The following is a 22,303-nucleotide window of genomic DNA, read 5'->3' as shown; positions in this document are numbered from 1 at the left end:
CCCCCTATGACGCCGGCCTTCTTCCTCCTAGCTTGCCTTCGCGCACAGGTTGCGCGATGCTGCCCTTGGGGAAATAAAGAGATGGGGCAATCCAATGGCAGCCGAGATCAAGAGCGAGAAGCAAGCAATTGCCATCGACAAGTGGGAGGTAGCCATGAGTGAAGCAGTCGGAGGCGTCGTTCTACTACTGTTCCCGACCGAAGGTGATGTTGTCCCGATCATACTTAGGCCCGCTCAGGCAACAAAATTGGGCCACGATTTACAATCGCCCAAGTTCATACCGAAGCCGACAGTCCAATGATCTAGCGCTACTGGCAGCCGCCAATGCGGCTCAAACACACTCACCACGTAGGCCGTTGCCGGCGCACCTGTCATCGCCAGACCGTTGCGTTCAACTAGGCGCTTCGACAGGCCTGAATAGAGCTATCTAGCGGAATGTGCTATGATTCGCCTCATGGGCAAGAAGACGAAGCAGAAGGCCAAGCAGGCGATTGATGCGCCGTTAGAGAGCGGGCTTGAAGCGTAAGCCGCCTACTATGCCCGCAAGGTGGGCATCACCAGAGACGAAGCCGCGAAGATCATCCGAGAAGCCCACGCACCGAAGCTGTCTATTGACGCAGTACAGGACCGGTCAAGGTGGATAGGAAGGATCGAAAACGGGACGTTCGCGATCACCGTGGAAGGCATCGACCGCACCCATACCGAACTTCGCCGTGAGCCAGATCGCAGGCTGAAACCCTTGCAATGCCTCGCCGGTTGCGTTTTCCCGCCAGCCGCTGTTCCTAGACCACCGAAGCGCTCCGCGCGTCCTGGCCTCTGCCTGTGGCCGCGTGCCAACGTATCCAAACTCGCTCGGCCTCTTGCCTGTAGCCGGCAGGCATGGGCTGCCGGTCGGCCGGCGGGATATGCATAGTCCACTTCGGCTCGCGAAATCCCCAGTGTTCGAGCCCGACCATTTCCGAGCCGTCAAACCAGCATGAGACGTTCAATTTCGGAAAATGCAACCTTGGCCTGCCACCATGTGCGCTCGATGTCGTATTCGCCGACACCGTCGGCCCAACGTGTCCAGCCGTTGCCCGCTCGCTCTGTCAGTTCGCGATCGCGCATCAAACCGCCTCCTGCTACTCCGATTTAGCGATCTCTCATGGATGGACTCAATCCCCGATTGGAAGCATTCTGCCCGCCGGGGAGAGAGGGGCGTGGGCAAGGTCTACCGTCACCCTGGCAATCGGTCTAACCAGTGGCGCAAGCACACTGGTGCGAATCGGGCAGTCGCGGCTCTACAACCATCGCTGGAGCTAGGGGGGGCATGGCGCTGTGCAAGGCACCGGCCACATATCAAACGCCGTTGTCAGGTCGTTTGTCGGGGCGACAGCCATTGCTAACTGATCGCACGTCGTCTCAGTCGCTATTTGCCTATCCTCATATGGTCTGGTCTAGGTTGGCCCGGTGTGATGAAATAGTCTTAGGTTTCCGAGTATGCGGCCGCGAATTGACCGCTCGCCAAGGCGGGCGATGCGCCATGGCGAGATGTTGGGTTAGAGAGGCTTGGAGTCCCAGGCGATGATGATCACCCCTTCCAAAATGCTTCGCTCCCTCGTCGGCGCATGGGTGGCACTGGCTGTGGTGTCCATATCACCTCGCCATTCATTTGCAGCGCCCAAAACCGCCGTTGCGACGAACGACTTTCTCAATAGCATCGGCGTCGTTACCACATTCCCCGATCGAGGCCAGCCTTTGGCCAGGACTGTCGAAATGGTTCGCTATTGCGGCTTTCGATGGGTAAGGGCGGGAATAGAAGGTCTGAGCGACAAGGGCCCCACAACCATCCAGACCTTTCTGGATCTACATCGCGAAACCGGCGTGCGCCTGAGTTGGGGATTGGTCAGTGGTGGGACTGATGTGAAGAGGTTGGTCGAAACAGGTAAGGTGCTTGCTGAAGCTGGCGCGCTCCTCGCGTTCGAGGGCGACAATGAGCCGAACAACTGGGGTGTCACCTATCAGGGCGAGAAAGGCGGCGGTGGGGAGCCTTCGTGGATGGCGGTCGCAAAGCTTCAGCGCGATCTTTACCAGGCTGTCAAAAGTGATCCGGTGCTTGCGACGTATCCTGTCTGGTCGATCTCCGAACCCGGCGCGCAGCGAGACAACGTTGGCCTTCAGTTCCTTACGATCCCACCCGGCGCCCAAACCAAGATGCCGGACGGCACAACGTATGCCGACTACGCCAATGTTCACAACTACATCTATCACTCACATTCGCCGTATCCGGCGGACAACAAGACGTGGCACGCTGCTGATCCAACCGCCGCATCCAAAGTGGACGGGCTTTTCGGCAACTTCGGCGTCACGTGGGCGAGAGGGTTTCGGGGTTACACCCAGGAGCAACTCAATACGCTGCCGCGTGTCACCACCGAGACCGGGACCACGATCGGAGGTCCGGTCACGGAGCAAATGCACGGCTTGAATTTGATGAGCTTGTACCTCGCGCAGTATAAGCGCGGCTACGCCTATACATCGGTCTATTTGTTGCGGGACCGTACCGACGAAGACGGCAACCAATCTTTCGGCTTCTACAAGGCTGATTATTCACGCCGCTTGGCCGCGATCTACCTTCACAACCTTACGACGATTTTGGAGGATAAAGGCATCCTCGCCAGACCCGGCCAACTCGACTTCACGATCGCAGGCCAACCCGAGACCGTTCACGATCTACTCCTGCAGCACAGCGACGGCACGTTCCAACTTATTGTGTGGGGCGAACGGTTGAGCGGTCAAGATCGTATGACGGTCCATTTTGGCGAGACGCGCGCGTTGGTAAGAACCTACGATCCAACAATTGGCGTTGAGCCTGTCGGAACACTGAGCAACGTGCGTTCGGTCGAAATTTCGCTCAGTGACCATCCGATTGTCATCGCGCTTTCACCCAGCCTGTAATGATGGAGCCGTCTGCGTGAGGACTGTGTCAGCGGCGGTAGCAGAATTCTGCTCTGGAAGTTCTCCCGGATCTCCTTCGCAATGGCCAAAGCCTTCGCCCTGTCCTTAGTGGTCAGCACCGTGCGCCATGGTTCACCTCGCTGCTGAAGCGTTTGGTCGTTGAGCAGCAACCAAGACAATCAGCGACTACTGGGGCGAGCAGTGGCGTGCTGGTCCGATCAGGGGATAATTCCCCGAGGGCCCCGGCGTAGCCGGAACTGGCGGGTACCGCAGCATTTCTTGAACTTCACACCTGAACCGCAAGGACATGGATCATTGCCGCCGCGTTGCAGCCGGCCGATCAGGGGGAGTATCGCTGCTGAAGGCAGGAGCGCCGCCGCAAGGGCAGCCAACTTGGCCGAGATTCCAGGTACGACGAGGCGACGACCGGATTTGAACCCTCGCCACGCGCGTTCGGCCACATCCTCCGGATCCAGCGTGGGCAAGATACTGAAGAGTGGCGTCTGATAGGCGCCGGACCTTTCGAGAAACTCCGTCGACACCGGCCCTGGTGCTACACATGTGACAGTCACACCGGTTCGGCGCAATTCCTGATGAAGCGCCTCTGAGAAGAAGCGCACGAAACCCTTGCTGGCGAAGTACAAAGCCATATAAGGCCCAGCAACGAACCCGGCCACGGAACTGAGATTGAGCACCCCGCCCCGCCCGCGCGCCACCATTCCCGGCAGAAAATGGAGGGTCAATTCGCTGAGGGAATGTATGTTTAGATCGATGATGCCGAGCTGGCCATCAATAGGGAGCGCCGTCGCCGCGCCCCGTAGGCCATAGCCTGCGCTGTTGACCAGGACATCACAGACCAGGCCGTGTGCGGACAGAAAGTCCTCTAGGCGCGTTGGCGCATCGCCTGCCACGAGATCCAACTCGAGCGTGAATGCCTCGCCACCCCCCTTCCGAACCTCAGCCGCCGCGGCGGCCAAACCCTCGGGCGAGCGGGCAACGAGCACAATCGCACCGCGCTCTCGTGCAGCGACGCTCGCAATCGCCCGGCCAATTCCACCCGAGCCGCCAATTACGACGACGGCTGGCCGGAATTCACGGTGCGAAATCATCTCGCGTTCCTCTGTCTTGAAGGGGAGCGGCAACACTTAGACCGAGCAGCAACACTTCATCGGCGATAGCGCCGTTCAGAATCTTTTCGAACCTCTCCAGAGCTCGTGCGACGTTCGCTCCATCCATTACCCGGTGATCGTAGTGGATGCGGACATTCACCGATCCATCTTCGCCGATCGGACCGTAGTTCAGAAGCGTGGTCAATGGTGTGAGCGGGTTGAGCGATTCCGCACCGAGGCCTGAATAAACGGACAGTTGGAAGGTACCGAAGTAATTTGCCCTTTGCCGGGCGATGTTCAATCCCAGCCACATAAGCAGCCACCTGAGGGGCGCGGGCGCACGGGCCATGCGCAACGCACGCCGGAACTCCGTGACCTCCAGGATCGGCCGTGACCGAGCCGCGTGGATGGACGCCTCAAGTTCTGTGATAGAGTAGCGCTCCGGGCCCTTGATGCAGCTCAACAGAACGGCCGGCTCGCCCTCATATTCGCGCTCGTGGGCAATCGAGGCTACGCTTACCGGATACTCGTAAAGCTGCGGCCAGGGCAGTTTGACATAGGCGCGTCGAAGCTCGGGCGTCTCTCGGGCGAGAAGCGCGTATCCCTTCAGGAAGATCGCGGTCCAGGAGGGCCTGGTCTGTTGCGCCATTCTAGCCCTTACGAGTGGGCCGAGGTTCATCTGACGCTGCACCGCGACCCGTGGCACGCCGATCGAAAACCTCATCAGATCGCCAACAAGGCGCCGGGGCGCCGAAAGCTTGAGGGCTCGGCCTCGCATCAAACGGACCTCTAATAAAGATAAGGGACTATTCGCTTGGTCTTTTCCATATAGGCACGGTATTGCGGGCCGAAATTCTCCAGCATCATACGCTCTTCCTTGTCCACTCTCAGCAGGAAAAGGACTGCGAACCCAATCAACCCCGATATGCCCGCAATCCAGTTCGCCAGCAGAAAGGCCTGAGCGAGGCCCATGAGCAGGAACGAGGTATACATCGGGTGGCGGACCAAGGCGTATGGTCCGGCGCAGATGAGTTCATGCCGTTCGCGAATCTCCAGCGTAATCGACCAGTTCCGGCCAAGTTCCTTGTGGGATCTGCGAAAAACCCATAGCGCGGAGCAGAAGATGATTGTGCCGAGAGCCACGGCCCACGCGCTGGCCGGGTGGTCAGCCGCTGCGGGCATGCCGGTGACAACATAGAAGGCAGGCAGGATTGCGAGGCCAAACAGAGCAGATGCAAGCCCGACGATGTCGGAACGTGAGCGGTAGCCAGTTACAATTCGCACGCGCCTCGCCCGGCGCTCGAAGGGATACCGGATCACGTACCAAGCAACGATGCCGATCACCCAAATGACCTCGCCAAGTGAGGCTGCCGCAATGCTCACGTCAGGTCACCGGCGCCCTTTCTGCGATCGCGATTGTAGCAGCTGCCCCTGAGTATGGCCACTTCACCCATCGCCTCGATTTCGTCACCGGCCGCCCTTCAGACGCAGCGATCCTCTCCGATTTGGTCCGCAGACGCGAAAGCCGGAGGGGCAGTACCGATCGCATTCTTGCTATGTATTCATCACCCGAAGCTCGGTTATGAATTGTTGCGGCCGGAGCTGAATGGCGGGAGTCCTATATCCCATGGAATGCGCGATGTCCGCCACGAAGCCGTTACAGTTCAAGACCGTCGCCTGCCAGACATGCGAGCTCGCCTGCAGCTTACGGATGTAGGCAACGACTTTGTCGTATTCGGCCCGGGTCAATATGATTTGCCAGCTTGCGGATCTGTATGGTTCTTCCAGATCACCGTCGCTCCACCCGGTTTCGGCCGGCACCGGCACGACATGGCCCAGAACATAGGGAACCGCACTGTTCGAAGCCGGGTGAAGGCCCGCGACTTGGGGATCGATCATTCTCCCGGCCCGGTCTAGGCGCCCAAAAACTGCGTAGGTGTGGCCGTAGCTTAGGGCGTAGCGGGAGCGGAACTCGATGAAGTACCGCTCGTCCTTTTTTTGAGGCGCAGCTCCGCCATCGGCAGAAGATACGAAATTCGGCTGGGGCGGCAGGTCTTTCGTCTGACATGCCGCTGCCGGGAGGGCCACCAACGCCACAAGCAAGAGACGGCTATTTACAAGCGTCATCGCCGCGTCCATTCCCGAACTTCACAAAGCACAGACCTAATAACAGCCTATGCCCGCCAACCGCGCCGTAGGCTATGAAGCCGGCCAAAGCTCCGGCTGCGTATGTATGGGGAAGGGCTTGGCACCCCTTCCCCATACAAGCCGGTCCTTACTTAATCACTGGTTGCTCTAMGGGAGCGGGTTCCGGCGGCGGGGCCTTCCCCTTTCCTTTGCCGATCCAGTCGTTCGCGCAGCCGCTCAGGCTCGCAACGGCGAGCACAGCAACCAGTGCAATCAATATCCTGCTCATCAAGCAATCCTTTCCCCGGGGGCGGAATAGCCGATACAATCGCCACAAATAACTTGCGACCGCACTAAACTACTCGCGAACTGCATCAAGGCCTAGTGCAGAAATGACACAGGTGGCACTCGGTGGCCGGGCGGCACATTTACGTAACGTGCGGGCAGAATTCACAATCCTCCGGAGATCAGGCGTGCGGCGCATCTCAGACTATCAAATAACCACCACCGTCGTGCCCAAAGGGGTATGGTCGTAGAGGTCAATGATGTCGTCATTTATCAAACGGATGCACCCGTTCGACACCTCCGTGCCTATCGTCCAAGGCTCGTCTGTGCCATGCACCCGGAAGTGGGTGTCGCGCCCGCCTTGATAGAGATAAAGGGCACGCGCACCAAGCGGGTTGTTTGGTCCGCCGGGGACCCCCCCTGCATACTGCACCAAGCGCGGCTTGCGCTTCATCATGCTGGCGGTTGGTGTCCACGACGGCCATTCCGCCTTGCGGCCGACGGTCGCTGTACCCTTGAACGAAAGTCCCTGCTCGCCGACGCCGACGCCGTAGCGCGTCGCCCACCCGTCCCTCTCGACGGCATAGAGGAAGCGTTGCGAAGTATCGACGACGATCATTCCGGGCGGCTCGCTTCCAGAATACCTCACACGTTGCCGCGTGAAGCGAGGATCCAGGCCACTCCTTGCTGCGAACGCGGATGAAATCGGCTCCGCCGCCTGTCGTAACGCTGACGTACATCCGGAAACCATCAGAGCCAGACTACCCAGCACGAGCCCCCGGCGCGCAATGTGGTTATTGTCCATTTCTACCTGCTAAGAAAATGGTCAGCCTACCGCCGTCGTCTCTAACACTCCAAGGCCCGTCGGCCAAGTCTACGCCTTGCCCGAACTGACCTAGAACAACCGGAACCAGGCGTTGTTGCGTTGCCGACCGGCCACGCTCGCCAGACCGCTTCACTGATGTGATGCCTAGAAATCCAATCAGACCGGCTGCTTGATGTAAACCTTTCATCCGCGTTAGGCGCCACGCAGGTTGGCTGAGGTCGTCGGGCGCCAGGAGAGTTCACAGGACAGACAGGGACCTTGGCTGCAGAAATCTGCTATGAACAAGCCTCATGCGACAACCACCTGATTCCATTCGGTTATGAAGCAGTGGGCATAAGGAAAGAGATGAAGCCTGACTTCCAAGATAAGATCGCGATTGTGACCGGCGCAGGCTCCGGAATAGGTGCGGCTGTTTCACGGCAACTCGCGCAAGAAGGAGCCGAGGTTGTTGTTGCCGACCTTGATGCCGAGGCTGCGCACAGCAAAGCCGCCGAAATACGCTCGCAAGGAGGTAGGGCCCACGACTTTGCGGTCGATGTCACTGATGCGGCAGCTGTGGAAAACCTGGTCGATTTCACTGTTGAAAAATGCGGTGGACTGGATATGGCGGTCAACAATGCAGGTATCGACGGCGTTCGAAAAGCAACGGCGGACTATCCCCTCGACAACTGGCACAAGCTGATAAACGTCAATCTAAATGGCATTTTCTACTGCATGAAATACGAGATCGCCGCCATGTTGGATCGGGGCGGAGGCGCTATCGTCAATATGTCTTCCGTTCTCGGTTCCGTCGGATTGCCAACGGCGTCCGCATACACGGCAGCGAAACACGGGGTCGTTGGACTGACCAAGGTTGCGGCGATGGAATATGCGAGATTGGGAATTCGAATCAATGTCGTCGGCCCCGGCTGGATCGAGACACCACTTTCGGAGCAAGTGGAGGCAGCAGCTAACCGGCGCATGGCAGACCTCCAGCCGATGGGCAGGCGCGGGAAACCGGAAGAGGTAGCTGCTCTTGTGTGCTTCCTCTTGTCCGACCAGGCTAGCTTTATCACTGGAAGCTACCATCTGGTGGACGGAGCTTACACCGCCCATTAGGTGCAGTGGCGCCGCAGTTCGTCTCAGCTCTTGAATAGCGGGCGGGCCGCGCCGAGACGGCGTCATGCTATTGCCGCCCGTCGACGATGAGACGCGCATCTGCACGGAGCGAGGCGGAGTTTGGGGAGTCGACCTAAGCGCGGTTCCGGCGAGGCCGGTCGTCATCAACGTACACGCTAATACATGTGAACCCATCGGCACCCGCCCTGCTTTAATGAACAACGGAATACGAAAACGCGGCTCTCATACGTCTGTCGCTCGAAGGCCAGTGGAGTGTCCACGGGACTTTTGACGCCGGACTTCAGTCGACTTGCTTCGCCGCGTTGGCTCCGTGGGCAAGACGGCGGCCATCCGATGCCAACTCGATCTGCGTGCCGCCGATGCTCGCTATGGCGCCGAGCCCCTCAAGGCGAGCCACTTGCAACCTTTGCCTCCGAAATGAGGGCAACGGGCTCACTGTGATTTTGCCATCGTTAGTTACGAAAAACCCCAACCGCCTAAGCCGGCATCAACGGCTTACGCCGGTGTGGCTTGTGAGCGTAGCAGCACCTTTGCTTTTATTTGCTTTATGGGGCGACGCCGGCAATGGCGAGCGAAGATCAAGCCCCATCACGCTGAGTCGAATTCGCCCCTGCTCGGCGCCCTCTGTCAGTGCCGCTTTGGCCTTAAGTCGAGCCATGACCTGTTCAAAAGTCATTGCAACTCCGGTCCCTGGCTCCTCGAAACCTTTGCGGCCTGCGTAGGTGACGAGCAAGCATCCGGCGCTGCAGCTGCGGTGACGTAGGTATTGTCCGATCACTTGGCGATCTAGCGCTGCTTCCAACTCGGAAACAGACCAGTTGTCGCCGATCTTGACCTCTATCACCGCACGGTCCGGGACAACTCCGGCCAAGCAGTCGGATATCAGGTTCCTTGTCATCAGCAACCTCGTCTTCCCGAACAACGTGATATCGATCGCGGGCAGCGTCGTTCAATTTTTTGGCGATGAGAGGCTGTATACCGGACTCTTTATCAATCGGTGCCAGCACATCGCGATCAGTGTAATCGTGGTGGAGCAGGTCATGTTGAATGTCTTCCAGCTCGTTCATCATGCATTGGAACAACTCGTCACGGTTAAGCGCGTTCGACACCGAATACTGCTTCGTCCTTGGTATCCACCCGGCCGCGCGCACCGCCGATGAAGCATGACCAGAACCATGTGCCGCAGATGAGCCATGCTGCTCTCTCATGATCCGGCCAACGCTCCTGCTTTGGAAATCGCCGCAGAAGTCATAGGGCACCGTCTTCCCGCCGATTTCGGTTCGACCCCATTGCAGCCAGACGCGGGCGCCATTGTCCACGAGATACTGAAACGCGCCTTCCTTCATGTCGAAGGTCCGGATGACAGCCTTGTTGTCCACGACTTGCCAACCGCGCTGATAGGCTAACCGGACTATGAGCCGTTTGCTATCCACGAAACCGCTCGGTAAACTAGGTGATCTTGCCGTYGACCTTCATCGGCTTGTGGATCATCAGCCGTTTCGGCAGAAGTTCGGGGTGAACCTCGAGCAGGGTAATCTTGATCTGAGGCTTGCAGCGGCTGCAGTCGAATTTGAGCGTGAAAGGGTCGACACCACCGCCATAGACCATCATCAAGTCTGCCGATCGGCAGTAGCGGACATTGCCGCAACTGCATTCCGCCTTGACGAGCATGTTGTGCCGGGTTGCTTTGCCCAGCGTGTCGATCGGATCGTGCGCCATGAGAACAAAAGAGGAACAATTTCCTTGATCGTCAAGACGGCTTGTGGAATCTTTTCGCCATGAGTGACCAACCATCCCGACTTGCCGAAGGCATGTCACCAGTGCCGCGCGAGCGCGCACGGACCGAAAATCACATCTGCGAGTTTGTTGGATGCGGGAAGCGGGCGCCGTTCGGCTTTGCCAAGCAGCACTGGTACTGTCTGGAGCATCGGGAACACGGTGACCGCCATTTGCAGGGGGCAAGATGATCTATCCGCCAAAACATCAGCATGACTATCTCGATCGCTCGATTGACTGCCAGGAAGCCATGGAGCCGGGCTTTCAGGCCATTGTCGATTGCATGCTGGAAGTCGGCTGGAACCGCGGCGAAATCCTGCAATCGCTAAGGCGGTTGATCGCCGCCGACAACATGACCCAGAAAGAAAATGCCAGGACGGAGACGCAGTTGGCTATCACGCGGGCCATGATCCGCGCCGGGAAGCCGCTGTAGCGGAGCCGAAGTTTTCGACGAGTGTTGGCCTTCGCGCCGCAGTTGCGACTGAAGTCCCATGAGGATGCGACGAGCCGAGTCCCCTCATCGTCGGTTGACTCGGGTGCTCGCCATATTGGGTTGGGCGATATGGCGAGCACTCCATTGCCTTCTTGGCGTAAGCGTAAAGCGCTTCGTAGCGGGGAGCCGGCTTGCCGGGGCCGCAGAGGCGGCGACTAACCCTTTATTTACGATTAATTTGCCGTGCCTTTCGGCGTGTACGCGGGCACCGCCCGGGCATTTCCAGCCGCGAGCCCGCGCGTCCCTTTTCAAACTTGGACCAGTCTGCGTCCGTGGCCCATTCAACATTCCTGCTCACTCGTGCGGCTTCAAGAGATCCTTCAGGGTTGTCTTGGCGGTGTGGTCGGTGCTGGCATAGCCGCCGCCAGTCTTGGTCTGGTCCGAGGTGAGATCCGTGCTCGCTCCCGACGGCTTGTTCTGGTTCTGACCATAACCGCTAATCGTCTTGAGGACATTTAGCAGGTCTGTCGTCACCGATGTGGACGCCAGGCCAATCAGGTTGTGGAACGACGCATGGCTGCCGTGATCACTGCTGCCATGAGCAGAGYCGGACTGCAGGAATTTTGCAGTGTCCTTGAGGCCGAGCGAGTCGGACGCGATGGCACCGGAGGCGCCCGTCGCTCCATTAGCCACGGTGGCGCCAGTCGAGCCCGTGGCTCCAACTGCGCCAGTCGCTCCTGTGGCACCGGTCGCGCCTACGGCTCCAGTTGCACCGGTTGAGCCTGTGGCACCCGTGGCGCCGGTTGCGCCTGTGGCACCGGTGCCGCCGATTGCGCCTGTGGATCCCGTTGCGCCGGTTGCGCCTGTGGCACCGGTTGCGCCTGTGGCACCGGTGCCGCCGGTTGCGCCTGTGGCACCCGTGTCACCCGTGGCACCGGTTGGGCCTGTGGCACCCGTGGCGCCGGTTGCGCCTGTGGATCCCGTAGCACCGGTTGCGCCTGTGGCACCGGTTCCAATGATTGTTATGTTAATTTGTTGCTTAGTTCCATCGAGAGATTGAATAGTAATTGGATCATATAAAAAAGGCTTTCCCTGCCGCAATTGCTCCAGTTTTTGAGGGTCGGTGGCCGCATAGACCCAGGAGCCTGTCGAGGAGGTAAGAAAGATGGAACCGTATTTTCCTTTCCATATGCTGTTGTTTTCGAAGCCCTGCTGAGAGACACCCCGATCGACGTCAGGGTCAGTTATAGTCATCTGGCCAGTCACAAAGAAACTGTCCTTATCAACAGTTCCTTTTACATCTCCCTTAATTATGGCCGGGTCGTTGACTCCAGTAATGATTATATCGATCTGCTTTTTAAGTCCGTCAGTAGTACCCACTATAGCACTGTCAGTCAACGACTCACCAGGCACCAGACTTTGAACTAACGACTTGTCTAGAATGTACTTCCAGTTGCCGTCGGTGTCGATGCTTATGGAGCCATACTCTGGTTTCTTCACAACGTCGAAAACCTCGAAGATTGCGCCGAGACCCCCTTTCACATCCAAATGACCCTCTTTAAAGTCTTCGTCTTCCGTGATTGTAACTTTATGATCGCCGACAATGCGGGCCACGCTTTCCTCCTCAACAAAAAGGCTCTCAGCCTTCCCATCTGTCCTCAAGTCGAAGCCGACAAGCCAGCCTGAGAGTGGAGCAGCGGCCATACATGCGCAATAGCTAATTTAGCAAATGACTATATTCTATAGTCCCTGACCGCCTCGAAGCCGCAGCGACCACGACGCCCGATCTCACCCCGCGCGCCGGCGGCGCAGAGTTCCAGAGGACGGATAGTTTCAAGCTTTGGCCGCTGAGTGAAATTTAGCCTCGGTCAAGCGTTTTGCGCTCCCCCGGCCTTCCTCTCTATCCGCGAAGGCCTCCGCCCGTCCTTGGCCCCGCCACGGCTCGAACAGATACGGTTGCGAGGTTTGCCCAACCCCGGATTCTCACTAGACGCCCTTTGCCCGGGCATAGGACGAAGGCTGAGGTTGCGGCGACGCGAGATAATCGGTGAACTCGCGCTCGAGCTCGGCCACCGCCTCATCCTTGGTCGCCTCTCGGCCGCGCTGACCGCCATGCTTGCGCCAGCGGTCGTCATGCGTGGAGACCGACCAGAACCAGGTCCCAGCACTCGCGCCATGCTGCTCGCCAAGGATGCGGCCGACATCATCGGAGCCGAGGAACCTGCATGCGAAGTCACGCGGCCTCGACTGTCCTGCGATCACCGTCCGCCCCCAATCGAGCCAGAGGCGCGCGCCTCGATCGCGGACGAACCTCGCGGCTTCCATGATGGTGGCGAAGGTGGCGATCACCTCGCCGTCCTCAAGCGCCTGAAAGCCGCCGGCGGCATCGCGGACCTTCAATCTATCAGACATCACACCGCCTGCTTGAACATCGACCCGATATAGGTCATGCGAGAATTGCCATTCGACATCGATGCCGATGCGGTGATTGAAGTGGGCCGATATCTGGATGATCACGCAAAGACCACTGCAGTTTCGATATCTGAAGCGCTCCGTGTAATCAGGCGTCGCGTCAACAGATCGCACGTCGGCGACAGCGGTTTGGAGGAACTGATTGTAGAAAGCGCCGCAGCCAGAAAGCTTGCCCTCTTATTGGACAATCACAATTAAGGAACGCCAGTGGCGCCGGCCGAGGTAACCGCGCGGGTCTGGCTTTCGGTCCTAGGAAACTTTCCGACGGGTTTGCGGACAATTTGGCGGCTCGCCGATCCAGCCACAGCGACTGCTTTTTTCTTGCCAGTAGTTGATCGCGATCGTCATGATCGCCCGGCCATGCCAAGCAGCGATCGCATAGTCGGCTTTGCACAGGCATCGTTGCGATCTCTGGAATAGCCGAGATCAACGCGTTGTGGCGCCAGGCAGTTCCAGCTAGGCTCGTGTCAAGCTGGCGCGCCGTTTGCGGTCCGCTGCAGGACTTATTTGGGGTAGCAGCGGGCTGTTGGGTTGCGCCCAATGAGCAGGAAGGGCGCCGAGCGAGGATGCCGCTATTTCGCTGTCACAGTGCCCTTCATCGAGCTGTGGATTGCACAATGGAATGGGTGCGCGCCCGCGGCGGCGATCTTGACCTTGGCGCTCTTGCCCATGGCGAGATGGCCGGTATCGAAAGAGCCGTCCAGCGCGGTGGCAGTGTGCGTCATCTTGTCCGCATTGGTGAAGGTAACAGTGTCGCCGACTGCGACCGAGATTTTCGACGGGTTGAATTTCATGCCTTTGATCTGGACCGCATGATTAGCGGCGTAGGCGGGCATAGCAAAGGCGAGCAGAGCAAGAACGAGAATAGTGCGCATGATGGTTTTCCTCCTGAGCGCGAACCCTCATCCTACACTAACGCTGGCACACGGCCTGTTATGCCCACGAAGCCAGACTTTTTCCTGCGTGTTGGCGACGTTGCCGCAGCGGCAGAGGCAGAGGGGGTGAGCGTCGTGCGGGGCCGTTGGGGTTCCTCGGAGAGCTTACCCATTTGTTGCCGCCTGCTTGGCTGAAAAAAAGTTGGGTGAAAGGCAACGTTCGCGCTTTTGGAGCCGTCGGCAGYGGACCCGACGCATTTCAATGATCGCGAACCGCTGGTCTGCCTCTGCGGTCCGATCCTGGCAAGATATTGTCGCCTACGAGACGGTCTTCGGACGATAGTTTGGGCGGTATGAAAGGACCGGTTGCGCCGATCTCGCCCAACCAATCTTCATAGCCATCGTTCATCTTGGCTTTCAGAGCGTCAGGCTCAATTACCCCGGATTGGAATAGGCTCATAAGCCGCCGCCCGAAGTGTTCCCTTGCCGGGTGCCATTCGGGGATTCCTGCTTCGTCGCAGTAGCCTTTGAGCACGGTAGCGAGCATTGAAAWCTGCTTGGAATCGATTGAAGTGTCGTGTGACATTCGCTTTTCCCTTATGGGGCGAAAGCGTGATCGTCTCTTCCAAGCGCCAGCGCCCGGTGAAGCTGGCGACGCATATCTCTTACGCTCTAGGAACTGGATTAGCGAGTCATTCCGCTTCCTAGGTTAGCCCTAACCAATTGTATAAGCCGATCCATATTACTGACCCGATCAGCGCAGCGATGATGGCGTATTCCAGTAGGTTTCGGTGAGAAGGCATGCTCCCCTGTACTCTTTCGGTACGCTTTGGCTAATCACTTGATACATTCGGCCATTCACAGGCAGGGTTACTAGGCACCGCATGGCATAGTAAAGCCCGCCACTGAAGAAGCAGTGACGAGCCAAGGGAGCCGACTAGGCTTCTCCCAATGTTCCGCGAGACAACGAAAAAGCCCGCCACCTGGGTCAGGTGACGGGCTCGCCAGCCACCTTTTTCAGCCTTTGCCACCGGCGGTCCCGCGCCGCTGGTGCGGTGGCGACCCGTGGTGGGTCAATAGGTTTGGCACTGCAATTGCATCGACAGATTTGGGGTGGGGTGAGGACCCGTCGCTTCGCAAATGGAGCGGCGGGTCTTTCGGCCGCGTGGGGTTTGAATAGAGCGGCCCGGCACACTTGTTGGGTGGGGCGAAGGCACCGGGCCTAACCGGGGGGATGTGCTTGCGAGGAACATCGCCGCCAGCTGGAAACCGTATGCGCTTCTGCTAATTTAAAGTGAAGCATCGAATGGAGGGGCGCTGCGATCCCCGTTGCCGATCCGCAGTTCAAAGCCAAGCGGTCGCCAGGTCCGCTTTTAGCGCAACCCTTGCATGATGACTTCGAACATTGCCCTAATTTTCTTCATCATCTCTTGGCCAGGAATGCCTTGGGTTTCCGCGCCTGTTTTGCCTCCACAGCCATGTCGATTACCAGCAGCACCGGGTCGGTGATCGGATCGTCCGGCAAATGGTCCGACATCCAATGATAGAGAAAATCACCGCCGCGCTTGCTCATTCTTCCCGGAAATCCTGCAGCGAAGCGTGCCGTAAGCCTTCCTCGCCGCGCAGGTGCTTGACGCATCCTATCAGCCCCGGCTTGATCCATTGCGTAGCCTCCGGCTTCATGCCCTTCGGCGCGGTGCCTGCGCGGTCCTGGACGCGTGTCCAGAGCCGTTCGCGCTTTTCCCGGTTCAGCGTGATGAAAGCCGATCCCACATAGCGCCCGGTGCCGCGCTCGGCCATGAGCGCAAAGGCAGGCTTGCCATTCTCCCGCTCGACGCCGAGCAGGTCGTATTCGTCAATCCGGTAGCACTTGGCCTTCAGCCAGTTGGTTGACGGGCCGCAGCGTGACGTTGCCGCTAAGGTTGAGCCCGTTGCAATAAGTCCCCGGCCCCAACGTCGATTTGTTGGCGTTCTGGCAAGGGTTAGAGGCCGCCGGCGCCGGCAGGTTGGCAAAGGGATCGGCGGCAGGCAATGCCTGGGTGATCGGGGCTGCGCAGACGGACGTGACGGGATTGTTGAGAGACACACCACCCGCCGTTATTAGGCAATCAGCCTGGAGCGCAGCCGAGCCCTGAACCTTGATGGCGTCAGACGCGATCGAATTGGCCATCACCGAGCAGCCGGTGAGCTTGACGTTTGTGCTGCCGGAAAACAGCGCCGCCTGCGAAGCGGATGGATCGAGCGCGAGCATGCAGGCCTTCGAGGCATTGGTGATAAGCGCCACCGCCCTCGCCTGTTCGGGGACCTGGCCCTGCGTGAAGATCGAGGTGAACATCCGGTCAAGGTTCTGGCCGACAATGACCTCGACCGCCTTCTTCGCCGTATTCGGCCCGGATGCCGGTGGTGTATTGACGACGATCGTGCCAGAGCCCAGCCCGTTTGATGCGGCCGACTGGGTTGCGGCCGCGACGATCGTCGGCTTGTCGGAACCTGAGATCTGTTCGAGCGCGCCGGAATAGGCAGCGGCATCGGCGGTCGCCTGCAGCCTCAGGCTGTTGTAGTACCAGTAGGAGGTCTCCACCCCGAGGCCTGCGGCGCCGACGACGATCGGCAAGGTCAGGGCGACGATGGCGGCAACGTTTGCGTTCGTACCCCGGCATATACCGTTCGCTCTGAGCCGAATTCGGGTGAAGCAACTGAGGGTCATGAGATATATTAGAAAACATACATATATGAACGAAGGACTAAGTCGTTCGGTTCATTTTTGAGCAGTGATTTATTGGCTTCCAAAACCAGCTGGTCGCTGGCTGTTCGACCCGCACGCTCAGTGTTTCTTCGGCGTGATCTCCTCGATCCGCACTTGTCAAAAGTTGGCCCGCTGCCAGGGCACGGCAAGCGCGCCTTTCGCTAAGTTAGAGCGATCGCCCATCGCGAGGGGCTGGCAAACTCGCCGGGCAAGGACCCCAACACCCTCAAACCCGGCGAGCCTACACCTGATCAAAGTACGCGATCAGGACCGGGGTCAGCCGGCAAGCTTCACCAGCAAGATGGATGCCAGTCTGTTATTCCCTAAACGGGACACTTGCGGCCATGACGTGGCGTCAAGACTCAGCTAGCCTTAACGTCGCGGCGGACTTTCCGCCTGGCCGGCTCATTCAGGCAACCTCCAGAGAGGGCGCCGGCCTACTTCGCCGCTAGCCATCGTCCAAAAGACTATATTCCAACAACACCGGCGAGCGCGCTATGCTCAATATTCGGCGCCGTTTTCCCTCAAAGCGCCTCCGGGTAATGGCTCGGCGCCCCTCTGGTTTGTTCAAGTGTCAAAAGCAGGGCGCTGGGTCAGGATTGTCCGGACAAAAGCGACCGACTTCACTCGTCGTATCTATCCCCTTAACCTTTATTCAACACGCCTAATTTAGCGTAAATGCGCTTCTCCATTCTGCTTTTGTCTGGGTGGCATTCTTCGGTTGGGACTTTGCCGCCAACGATGGCGAATTCACAGTAGGCCTCGGTGTGCGAGTTGCCCACCTAATCCACTTGTTCGGTCTTATGTGACGATGAGAATCGATCCGGGCATGGAGTTCTGTCACTTGATTGCTAGCCTCTAAAGCGTCGTAGCGCTTCGGGGGGTGATCTCTTCGATAGCGAGCGGCGATGGTTCAACAGCGCGCAGCTGTTTCCATCGGGCCAGGGGCGGCACCCTTCGCGTCGACTTTCGCCTGACCAGGCGCCGAGGACTGTGCATTGCCGGTCTGCTGGCCGGTGGCACAATCTTTTGACGCATTCGGTTTCGATGTACCGCCCGTTATGGTGGGGTCAAGCTTCATGCCGCCGGCGGCGCCATAATTCGTTCTGATACCGTGTTTATGTTGAACCGGTGTGGCGGCTTGTGACAACGACAGGCCAGCCGACAAAGCGATTCCAACTGATGTGAGCATAAGCCGCATTATATTCTCCCGCTTTGAGCGCTGTGCGTAGACCCGCCGCTCCATTCACGGCAGCGACGGGCCGTCCCTAGGGATGATCGCGTGACTTGCTGGGGGGTTGGTTTGCCCCTGCTGATTTAAGAACTATTAGACGCCACTAATGTTCCATTGCGTCGCCTGCCGGCCCCTTGGGCCTCTTCGGCTTCGGCGTGATCTCCTGAATCCTCACCTTGTCGCTGATCTCCTTCGCCAGCGCGAAGGCCTTTTCCTTGTCATTGGTGGTCAGCACGGTGCGCCAGTGTGGTTTTTCGAAAACGCTCACAACGTACGTCGTTACGGGCTTGTCGGTCATCCGATCGTCAGTCCGCCACGCCAGCTTCGTGCTGCACGATTGCGTCCATGATCGCCTCGTAGACGCTCCCGGTGTCTTCCTCGATCTCTGTGATTGAGATGCCTATCGACTTGGCGTCGGCGAACAGCTTTTGCGTGAGCTCGGCAACTGAAATGATCTCTGCCCCCGCCGTTGCTGGAACGTTGGCACCTATCCATTTGTACAAAAAGTCGGTTCCGCGCCTGCTCATCCAAACCAGCCGAACATCAGGCTAACCATTGCCACCGCGATCAGGATCGAGAGCGGCACAGCAGCCAACAGCCCCGCTTCTAAAAATCGTGTTTCTTTGTCCCTGAACATTAGGCGCGCCTTATGCATGCATTCGTTGAATGCTAAGAAGCTGCAGACCCTGATTTGGTTCCAATGGTGCAGCCGGAAGGGCCTGTGTGCAAGTTTCCGGCAACGCCCGAAACAAACGGCCCGGCTGGAGGTTGGTTCCGCGATCAAAATAGGCGTCTGCGTCTCGATTATACTAGCTTCCCTGGCCAACGTTCGTCGCTGGCTCATTCTTTCGGGCTAGTCGCAGTTGGCGAAGACGCGTCGTTTTCTCCTCCCTGGCTTTCCGTTCGGCATCCAAAACAAGTTTGCTCTCGCGGTCTGCTCTATCAATTTTTTCGCGATCGACGCGTCGTTTCAATGGTCTGACGGCCAAAAAAGTGCTGATATTATGTTCCCTAGAAATAAAAACGGTCTTTGCGTCATTTGTTGTTGCGACGCCACGCGCCTCGGCAAAGCCAGGAATTGACGATATCCCTACTTCAATGAAGTCGACGGTTACGCACAGCTGACGCCAAGCGAGCCCATGTGGACCAAGCGCCTTTGCATATTAGCGCTTGCGAATGGTGTACAATTGACTGTGACGACGTCGGTCGCCCTCTGGAACATTTCGGGTGCACGGGATCGGACAACCACGCTTGGGGAGCTTCGCAGTCGTGATCGCCACGGCCGCAGCACTTGATGATGTGTCTGCTTTTACGCATGGCGCCGGTTGGACCTATCCGCCGGCCTGCTGTCATGGCGATCCGGTTATCGGAGAATGCGAAAAGATTCCCAGCACAGCCGTGACACCCCGACTACGACATCATCTTGAGGCCTGGCGATCACCACAGGGTCACTCACCCAAACCGCTATTTCGTCCCCTATGATGCCGTAATTCCGTCCGGCGACGACAATTTCCATATCTGCCTGCACCCGACCGAGGAAAACTGCTTCTTTGCACCGTCAGAGGCGATGTAGGCTCGGCCCTTGCTGGCAGTACATCCGCGCTCGACGACCCGGCAAAGATGTCGCCGTTCTTCACCGACGCCGGCATGAAAACCATGAAGTCCGAAGCGGATTTCAAGACCGCATGGATGGCCATGAAACCCGACGAACAGAAGGCGGTCTTGAAGGACTGCGGCGACACCACACTCAACAAGTCGCATGCAGATTTCTGCGCAATGGCAAAGATGATGGGCGGCTGAATTTAGGCCGAACGTCGAAGGCCCAGTCCAGTATTCGAGTTGATTGAGTAGTGGCCGGCAGCACCTAAGGTTGCCTGAAAGCGCCGGCCGGGTTGGGCTTCCGCGATCACATGGCGGAAGTCCAGCCTAATGATGCCCCGGCCGGAATAGGGGCTCAAGGCGTATTAGTGTTTGCCACTTCGGTCTACATGAACGCTGGAATGTTGGAGGGCCTGGAATGGTCGGTTTCGCGTCGAGGCTACGCAACCTTGAGTCGGACGAGTCGCCGCGCGGAACTTCGTGATTTAAGCTATGGGCGTGTTAGCAACTGCGCAACTAAGCCTATTGGCGGGACTAAGACTGAAGTCCCACAAGCTACCCAGCCGTAGGAGGTCGCACCGGTCCCGTGGTGTTCCACGGGATAAACTCGACTTCCTTTCCGGTCACTTCCCGCACCGCCTTCAACAGCACCTCATGCAAGACGCGCGTCTGCCGGTAGTGCTCGCAATGCGGCGATATGAACGGCTTCACAATGCTCCAGTGCAGCGCTTCCGCTGCCATCAGAAAGCGCTCGATTTCAGCCTGCGATAACTGCTTGGATGGGTTCGATCTGGCCATAGGCGAACTCCGTTAAAGGGGATCGCCGCAACGGGAGGATTATATTCCTCATCTCTGATTGGCCGGCAAGGCTATTCTGGCAGGCTCGCATCGTAGTGCACAATCGCGTCGAGGATCGTTCGATAAAGGCTGTCGACTTCCTCGTCGATCTCTTCCCGCTTGATTCCCACCCATTTGGCATCGGCAAACAGCTTGTGGGTTAGCTCGTCAACCGAGATGACATCGTCCTACGTCGTCTCGGGGACGTTGTTGGCAATCCATTGATCCAGGAAGTTGATTCCGCGTGTGCTCACCTCGGCATAAGCTGGCGAGTGGTATTAGGTTCCTTCCTCCCGAAAATCCTGTAGCGAGGCATGGCGCAGATCATCCTCGCCGCGCAGGTGCTTCACTCGGCCAATGATGCCCGGCTTGACCCATTGCGTCGCCGGCCGCGTCATGCCCTTGGGAGGCGGTCCTGCGTGCTCCTGGACGCGCTTCCATAGGCGCTCGCGGATCACGCGGCTGGAATTGATGAAAGCCGAGCCGACATACTTCCCAGTCGCCCGATCCGCCATCAGTGCGAAAGCAGGCTTACCTGCCTCGCGCTCGACGCCGAGCAGTTCATATTCGTCGATCGTGTAGCATTTCGCCTTCAGCCAGTTGGTCGACGGACCGCTTCGGTATTTGCTGTCCTTGCGCTTTGAAACCATGCCTTCGAGGCCGGCCTGATCGACCAGATGAAAGATCGCCTTGGCGTCGCCCGGCAGCGCCTGACTGAATTGGATGCGACCACCTTCCGGGATCATCTCAGCCAGGATCTCGCGGCGGTCTTCAAGAGGCATGTTGCGTAGGTCGTGGCCATTCAGGTGCAGAAGATCGAAGGCGACGAAATACAGGTCTTGCTGGCGCCGAGTGATCGCCGTCCATAGCGCGGCGAAGTCGGACAGGCCGGCGTCGTTCAAAACGATGATCTCACCGTCGATGATGGCGCTTTCCACCTCGAGAAAGGCGGCAGCGGCGGCTAGGTCGCGATACTCCGACGTCCAGTCGAGACCGCGGCGGGTGAAGATGCGGACGATATTGCCTTCCAGAACGATCTGGGAGCGGTAGCCGTCGAACTTGACCTCATGAATCCAGCCATCGCTCTCGGGTGGCTTCTCCACCAGAGTTGGCATCAACGGCGGGATGAACTTCAAACGCATGAACTGTCTCGCAAGCCGCGATTCAATTAGCATGCGCTAAAATGGTTCCGGAACAATTTAGGCAAATTGAATGAGATGACCCGGCTCTCGCGATCGAGCAGCCGGGCCATAGGGCTAAGATCAGTAGTCGTTGTTGTTGTCGTCCTGCTGGATGATGACGTGGCGATGCCGATGCATCGGACGGTCGGCCGAGCCCATGATGACGACCGCATCGCGGCCGCCGTGATGCCGGCGCTGCCAGGCGCGCTGGCCATTGTCGTAAAACGCCTGCTCGCCATGATGGCGGTGATGGAGACGCTGTCCGTCCCGATAGATGACCATACCGTCGTTGTTGTTGTCGTCCCAGTGATGGCGATGATGTCGGTGGGTCTGGATGACGATGGCTTCGTCTGCTGAGGCCACAGCAGGCGCGGCCAAGCAGAGTGCCAACGCGCTCAGGATCATGACTTTCATTTCGAATTCTCCAAAGAATGAGTTGCCCTTCGCGGGGTAAACATGTCGCGACCGCTTTGGTTCCGCTGCTACGGCCCGTCGCTCCTGAACAAAAAGATCGGATGATTGGGGCTCCGGCGGCCTCCCTGCATGGGAGTAGCGGGAGGTCGGTCTTCCGGGCAGGCTCCAACAGTTCAACCGGTCAGGAGGTCTGCCATGGAACTGTTCGTCGGTCTTGATGTTTCCGTTCGCACCACCAGCGTCTGCGTAATGGACACGGGTGGCAAACTCATTCGAGAGAGCAAGGTGGAGACCGAGCTGGAGGCGATCGGCGCCCTGCTTCACGCGATTGGCGGC

The 22,303-nt window shown here is 58.4% G+C and carries 29 protein-coding genes and 1 pseudogene; 7 read left to right on the top strand and 23 right to left on the bottom strand.

Annotated elements, in window-relative coordinates:
- Positions 1 to 94: 94 nt before the first annotated feature.
- Positions 95 to 301, top strand: coding sequence for a hypothetical protein (locus AC1D08_RS33165; RefSeq protein WP_477425235.1), 207 nt, complete (start codon positions 95 to 97; stop codon positions 299 to 301).
- A gap of 665 nt (positions 302 to 966) precedes the next feature.
- On the opposite strand, the gene AC1D08_RS33160 is transcribed toward AC1D08_RS33165, so the two are convergent.
- Complete coding sequence (locus AC1D08_RS33160) at positions 967 to 1,107, bottom strand: hypothetical protein (protein WP_477425233.1); 141 nt, start codon at positions 1,105 to 1,107, stop codon at positions 967 to 969.
- Positions 1,108 to 1,563: 456 nt separating this feature from the next.
- On the opposite strand from AC1D08_RS33160, the gene AC1D08_RS33155 reads away from it, so the two are divergent.
- Entirely contained in the window at positions 1,564 to 2,934 is a 1,371-nt protein-coding gene (locus AC1D08_RS33155; RefSeq protein WP_477425231.1) for a glycosyl hydrolase, read from the top strand.
- A 218-nt stretch (positions 2,935 to 3,152) separates the two neighbouring features.
- Here the strand turns inward: AC1D08_RS33155 and AC1D08_RS33150 are convergent, their stop codons facing one another.
- The 6 genes from AC1D08_RS33150 to AC1D08_RS33125 all read right to left on the bottom strand — a co-directional run bounded on the left by AC1D08_RS33150 (position 3,153) and on the right by AC1D08_RS33125 (position 7,260).
- On the bottom strand, positions 3,153 to 4,043 hold the full coding sequence (locus AC1D08_RS33150) for an SDR family NAD(P)-dependent oxidoreductase (RefSeq protein WP_477425230.1): 891 nt from the start codon (positions 4,041 to 4,043) through the stop codon (positions 3,153 to 3,155).
- A complete protein-coding gene (locus AC1D08_RS33145) occupies positions 4,027 to 4,821 on the bottom strand; it encodes a hypothetical protein (protein ID WP_477425228.1) in 795 nt (264 codons plus the stop codon). Before AC1D08_RS33145 ends, AC1D08_RS33150 begins: the two co-directional genes overlap by 17 nt.
- Before the next feature lie 11 nt (positions 4,822 to 4,832).
- A complete protein-coding gene (locus AC1D08_RS33140) occupies positions 4,833 to 5,420 on the bottom strand; it encodes a protein-S-isoprenylcysteine O-methyltransferase (protein WP_477425239.1) in 588 nt (195 codons plus the stop codon).
- Between the two features lie 177 nt (positions 5,421 to 5,597).
- A complete protein-coding gene (locus AC1D08_RS33135; protein WP_477425226.1) occupies positions 5,598 to 6,170 on the bottom strand; it encodes a hypothetical protein in 573 nt (190 codons plus the stop codon).
- A gap of 148 nt (positions 6,171 to 6,318) precedes the next feature.
- Complete coding sequence (locus AC1D08_RS33130; RefSeq protein ID WP_477425224.1) at positions 6,319 to 6,459, bottom strand: ABC transporter; 141 nt, start codon at positions 6,457 to 6,459, stop codon at positions 6,319 to 6,321.
- A gap of 204 nt (positions 6,460 to 6,663) precedes the next feature.
- Positions 6,664 to 7,260 (bottom strand): L,D-transpeptidase, encoded by a 597-nt coding sequence (locus AC1D08_RS33125; RefSeq protein ID WP_477425222.1) that lies wholly within the window; start codon positions 7,258 to 7,260, stop codon positions 6,664 to 6,666.
- 366 nt (positions 7,261 to 7,626) lie between these two features.
- On the opposite strand from AC1D08_RS33125, the gene AC1D08_RS33120 reads away from it, so the two are divergent.
- Positions 7,627 to 8,379: an SDR family NAD(P)-dependent oxidoreductase gene (locus AC1D08_RS33120; protein WP_477419560.1), complete on the top strand. Its 753-nt coding sequence runs from the start codon at positions 7,627 to 7,629 to the stop codon at positions 8,377 to 8,379.
- A gap of 508 nt (positions 8,380 to 8,887) precedes the next feature.
- Here the strand turns inward: AC1D08_RS33120 and AC1D08_RS33115 are convergent.
- Positions 8,888 to 9,298 carry a hypothetical protein gene (locus tag AC1D08_RS33115; RefSeq protein ID WP_477425220.1) on the bottom strand — a complete coding sequence of 137 codons (411 nt, stop codon included), beginning with the start codon at positions 9,296 to 9,298 and terminating at the stop codon, positions 8,888 to 8,890.
- A 295-nt stretch (positions 9,299 to 9,593) separates the two neighbouring features.
- On the opposite strand from AC1D08_RS33115, the gene AC1D08_RS33110 reads away from it, so the two are divergent.
- A complete protein-coding gene (locus AC1D08_RS33110) occupies positions 9,594 to 9,806 on the top strand; it encodes a hypothetical protein (protein WP_477425218.1) in 213 nt (70 codons plus the stop codon).
- A 43-nt stretch (positions 9,807 to 9,849) separates the two neighbouring features.
- Here AC1D08_RS33110 and AC1D08_RS33105 read toward each other — a convergent pair whose 3' ends face one another.
- Positions 9,850 to 10,194 carry a hypothetical protein gene (locus AC1D08_RS33105; RefSeq protein ID WP_477425216.1) on the bottom strand — a complete coding sequence of 115 codons (345 nt, stop codon included), beginning with the start codon at positions 10,192 to 10,194 and terminating at the stop codon, positions 9,850 to 9,852.
- 169 nt (positions 10,195 to 10,363) lie between these two features.
- On the opposite strand from AC1D08_RS33105, the gene AC1D08_RS33100 reads away from it, so the two are divergent.
- Positions 10,364 to 10,609 (top strand): hypothetical protein, encoded by a 246-nt coding sequence (locus AC1D08_RS33100; RefSeq protein ID WP_477425214.1) that lies wholly within the window; start codon positions 10,364 to 10,366, stop codon positions 10,607 to 10,609.
- A gap of 354 nt (positions 10,610 to 10,963) precedes the next feature.
- On the opposite strand, the gene AC1D08_RS33095 is transcribed toward AC1D08_RS33100, so the two are convergent.
- Together AC1D08_RS33095 and AC1D08_RS33090 are read right to left on the bottom strand one after the other, a co-directional pair.
- A complete protein-coding gene (locus AC1D08_RS33095) occupies positions 10,964 to 12,223 on the bottom strand; it encodes a VCBS domain-containing protein (protein ID WP_477425212.1) in 1,260 nt (419 codons plus the stop codon).
- Positions 12,224 to 12,595: 372 nt separating this feature from the next.
- A complete protein-coding gene (locus AC1D08_RS33090; protein WP_477425210.1) occupies positions 12,596 to 13,021 on the bottom strand; it encodes a hypothetical protein in 426 nt (141 codons plus the stop codon).
- A gap of 36 nt (positions 13,022 to 13,057) precedes the next feature.
- Between AC1D08_RS33090 and AC1D08_RS33085 the strand changes: the two genes are divergently transcribed.
- On the top strand, positions 13,058 to 13,279 hold the full coding sequence (locus AC1D08_RS33085) for a hypothetical protein (protein WP_477425208.1): 222 nt from the start codon (positions 13,058 to 13,060) through the stop codon (positions 13,277 to 13,279).
- Positions 13,280 to 13,653: 374 nt separating this feature from the next.
- On the opposite strand, the gene AC1D08_RS33080 is transcribed toward AC1D08_RS33085, so the two are convergent.
- The 8 genes from AC1D08_RS33080 to AC1D08_RS33045 form a co-directional block, all read right to left on the bottom strand.
- A complete protein-coding gene (locus AC1D08_RS33080; protein ID WP_477425206.1) occupies positions 13,654 to 13,956 on the bottom strand; it encodes a cupredoxin domain-containing protein in 303 nt (100 codons plus the stop codon).
- A gap of 259 nt (positions 13,957 to 14,215) precedes the next feature.
- Positions 14,216 to 14,542 (bottom strand): hypothetical protein, encoded by a 327-nt coding sequence (locus tag AC1D08_RS33075; RefSeq protein ID WP_477425204.1) that lies wholly within the window; start codon positions 14,540 to 14,542, stop codon positions 14,216 to 14,218.
- Between the two features lie 837 nt (positions 14,543 to 15,379).
- A complete protein-coding gene (locus AC1D08_RS33070) occupies positions 15,380 to 15,529 on the bottom strand; it encodes a hypothetical protein (protein WP_477425202.1) in 150 nt (49 codons plus the stop codon).
- Positions 15,526 to 15,756 (bottom strand): hypothetical protein, encoded by a 231-nt coding sequence (locus AC1D08_RS33065; protein WP_477425200.1) that lies wholly within the window; start codon positions 15,754 to 15,756, stop codon positions 15,526 to 15,528. Before AC1D08_RS33065 ends, AC1D08_RS33070 begins: the two co-directional genes overlap by 4 nt.
- A gap of 55 nt (positions 15,757 to 15,811) precedes the next feature.
- Positions 15,812 to 16,663 carry a pilus assembly protein TadG-related protein gene (locus AC1D08_RS33060; RefSeq protein ID WP_477425198.1) on the bottom strand — a complete coding sequence of 284 codons (852 nt, stop codon included), beginning with the start codon at positions 16,661 to 16,663 and terminating at the stop codon, positions 15,812 to 15,814.
- 952 nt (positions 16,664 to 17,615) lie between these two features.
- Entirely contained in the window at positions 17,616 to 17,903 is a 288-nt protein-coding gene (locus AC1D08_RS33055; protein WP_477425196.1) for a hypothetical protein, read from the bottom strand.
- A gap of 136 nt (positions 17,904 to 18,039) precedes the next feature.
- A complete protein-coding gene (locus AC1D08_RS33050) occupies positions 18,040 to 18,234 on the bottom strand; it encodes a hypothetical protein (RefSeq protein WP_477425194.1) in 195 nt (64 codons plus the stop codon).
- Between the two features lie 7 nt (positions 18,235 to 18,241).
- Positions 18,242 to 18,463, bottom strand: coding sequence for a DUF768 domain-containing protein (locus AC1D08_RS33045; protein ID WP_477425192.1), 222 nt, complete (start codon positions 18,461 to 18,463; stop codon positions 18,242 to 18,244).
- Between the two features lie 1,015 nt (positions 18,464 to 19,478).
- On the opposite strand from AC1D08_RS33045, the gene AC1D08_RS33040 reads away from it, so the two are divergent.
- Positions 19,479 to 19,736: a hypothetical protein gene (locus AC1D08_RS33040; RefSeq protein ID WP_477425237.1), complete on the top strand. Its 258-nt coding sequence runs from the start codon at positions 19,479 to 19,481 to the stop codon at positions 19,734 to 19,736.
- A gap of 354 nt (positions 19,737 to 20,090) precedes the next feature.
- Here the strand turns inward: AC1D08_RS33040 and AC1D08_RS33035 are convergent, their stop codons facing one another.
- From AC1D08_RS33035 to AC1D08_RS33020, 4 genes and pseudogenes are all read right to left on the bottom strand, one after another.
- The gene (locus tag AC1D08_RS33035; RefSeq protein WP_477425190.1) at positions 20,091 to 20,333 is read right to left on the bottom strand and encodes a hypothetical protein; all 243 of its coding nucleotides are present in this window, start codon (positions 20,331 to 20,333) and stop codon (positions 20,091 to 20,093) included.
- 71 nt (positions 20,334 to 20,404) lie between these two features.
- Positions 20,405 to 20,626 (bottom strand): annotated as a pseudogene (locus tag AC1D08_RS33030) (DUF768 domain-containing protein).
- A 24-nt stretch (positions 20,627 to 20,650) separates the two neighbouring features.
- Positions 20,651 to 21,514 (bottom strand): ATP-dependent DNA ligase, encoded by an 864-nt coding sequence (locus AC1D08_RS33025; RefSeq protein ID WP_477425188.1) that lies wholly within the window; start codon positions 21,512 to 21,514, stop codon positions 20,651 to 20,653.
- Positions 21,515 to 21,634: 120 nt separating this feature from the next.
- Positions 21,635 to 21,967, bottom strand: a complete 333-nt coding sequence (locus AC1D08_RS33020; protein WP_477425186.1) for a hypothetical protein — start codon at positions 21,965 to 21,967, stop codon at positions 21,635 to 21,637.
- Between the last annotated feature and the right edge of the window lie 336 nt (positions 21,968 to 22,303).

Source organism: Mesorhizobium sp. P2_E6, from assembly GCF_056403835.1.
This window is presented reverse-complemented; position numbering and strand designations above follow the sequence as displayed.

Coding starts and splice junctions, on each gene's coding strand:
- AC1D08_RS33165 (WP_477425235.1), top strand. CDS start 95: ATGGCAGCCGAGATCAAGAGCGAGAAGCAAGCAATTGCCATCGACAAG.
- AC1D08_RS33160 (WP_477425233.1), bottom strand. CDS start 1,107: ATGCGCGATCGCGAACTGACAGAGCGAGCGGGCAACGGCTGGACACGT.
- AC1D08_RS33155 (WP_477425231.1), top strand. CDS start 1,564: ATGATGATCACCCCTTCCAAAATGCTTCGCTCCCTCGTCGGCGCATGG.
- AC1D08_RS33150 (WP_477425230.1), bottom strand. CDS start 4,043: ATGATTTCGCACCGTGAATTCCGGCCAGCCGTCGTCGTAATTGGCGGC.
- AC1D08_RS33145 (WP_477425228.1), bottom strand. CDS start 4,821: ATGCGAGGCCGAGCCCTCAAGCTTTCGGCGCCCCGGCGCCTTGTTGGC.
- AC1D08_RS33135 (WP_477425226.1), bottom strand. CDS start 6,170: ATGACGCTTGTAAATAGCCGTCTCTTGCTTGTGGCGTTGGTGGCCCTC.
- AC1D08_RS33125 (WP_477425222.1), bottom strand. CDS start 7,260: ATGGACAATAACCACATTGCGCGCCGGGGGCTCGTGCTGGGTAGTCTG.
- AC1D08_RS33120 (WP_477419560.1), top strand. CDS start 7,627: ATGAAGCCTGACTTCCAAGATAAGATCGCGATTGTGACCGGCGCAGGC.
- AC1D08_RS33115 (WP_477425220.1), bottom strand. CDS start 9,298: ATGACAAGGAACCTGATATCCGACTGCTTGGCCGGAGTTGTCCCGGAC.
- AC1D08_RS33110 (WP_477425218.1), top strand. CDS start 9,594: ATGCTGCTCTCTCATGATCCGGCCAACGCTCCTGCTTTGGAAATCGCC.
- AC1D08_RS33100 (WP_477425214.1), top strand. CDS start 10,364: ATGATCTATCCGCCAAAACATCAGCATGACTATCTCGATCGCTCGATT.
- AC1D08_RS33090 (WP_477425210.1), bottom strand. CDS start 13,021: ATGTCTGATAGATTGAAGGTCCGCGATGCCGCCGGCGGCTTTCAGGCG.
- AC1D08_RS33085 (WP_477425208.1), top strand. CDS start 13,058: ATGCGAGAATTGCCATTCGACATCGATGCCGATGCGGTGATTGAAGTG.
- AC1D08_RS33080 (WP_477425206.1), bottom strand. CDS start 13,956: ATGCGCACTATTCTCGTTCTTGCTCTGCTCGCCTTTGCTATGCCCGCC.
- AC1D08_RS33070 (WP_477425202.1), bottom strand. CDS start 15,529: ATGAGCAAGCGCGGCGGTGATTTTCTCTATCATTGGATGTCGGACCAT.
- AC1D08_RS33065 (WP_477425200.1), bottom strand. CDS start 15,756: ATGGCCGAGCGCGGCACCGGGCGCTATGTGGGATCGGCTTTCATCACG.
- AC1D08_RS33060 (WP_477425198.1), bottom strand. CDS start 16,663: ATGACCCTCAGTTGCTTCACCCGAATTCGGCTCAGAGCGAACGGTATA.
- AC1D08_RS33055 (WP_477425196.1), bottom strand. CDS start 17,903: ATGCGGCTTATGCTCACATCAGTTGGAATCGCTTTGTCGGCTGGCCTG.
- AC1D08_RS33050 (WP_477425194.1), bottom strand. CDS start 18,234: ATGACCGACAAGCCCGTAACGACGTACGTTGTGAGCGTTTTCGAAAAA.
- AC1D08_RS33045 (WP_477425192.1), bottom strand. CDS start 18,463: ATGAGCAGGCGCGGAACCGACTTTTTGTACAAATGGATAGGTGCCAAC.
- AC1D08_RS33035 (WP_477425190.1), bottom strand. CDS start 20,333: ATGGCCAGATCGAACCCATCCAAGCAGTTATCGCAGGCTGAAATCGAG.
- AC1D08_RS33025 (WP_477425188.1), bottom strand. CDS start 21,514: ATGCGTTTGAAGTTCATCCCGCCGTTGATGCCAACTCTGGTGGAGAAG.
- AC1D08_RS33020 (WP_477425186.1), bottom strand. CDS start 21,967: ATGAAAGTCATGATCCTGAGCGCGTTGGCACTCTGCTTGGCCGCGCCT.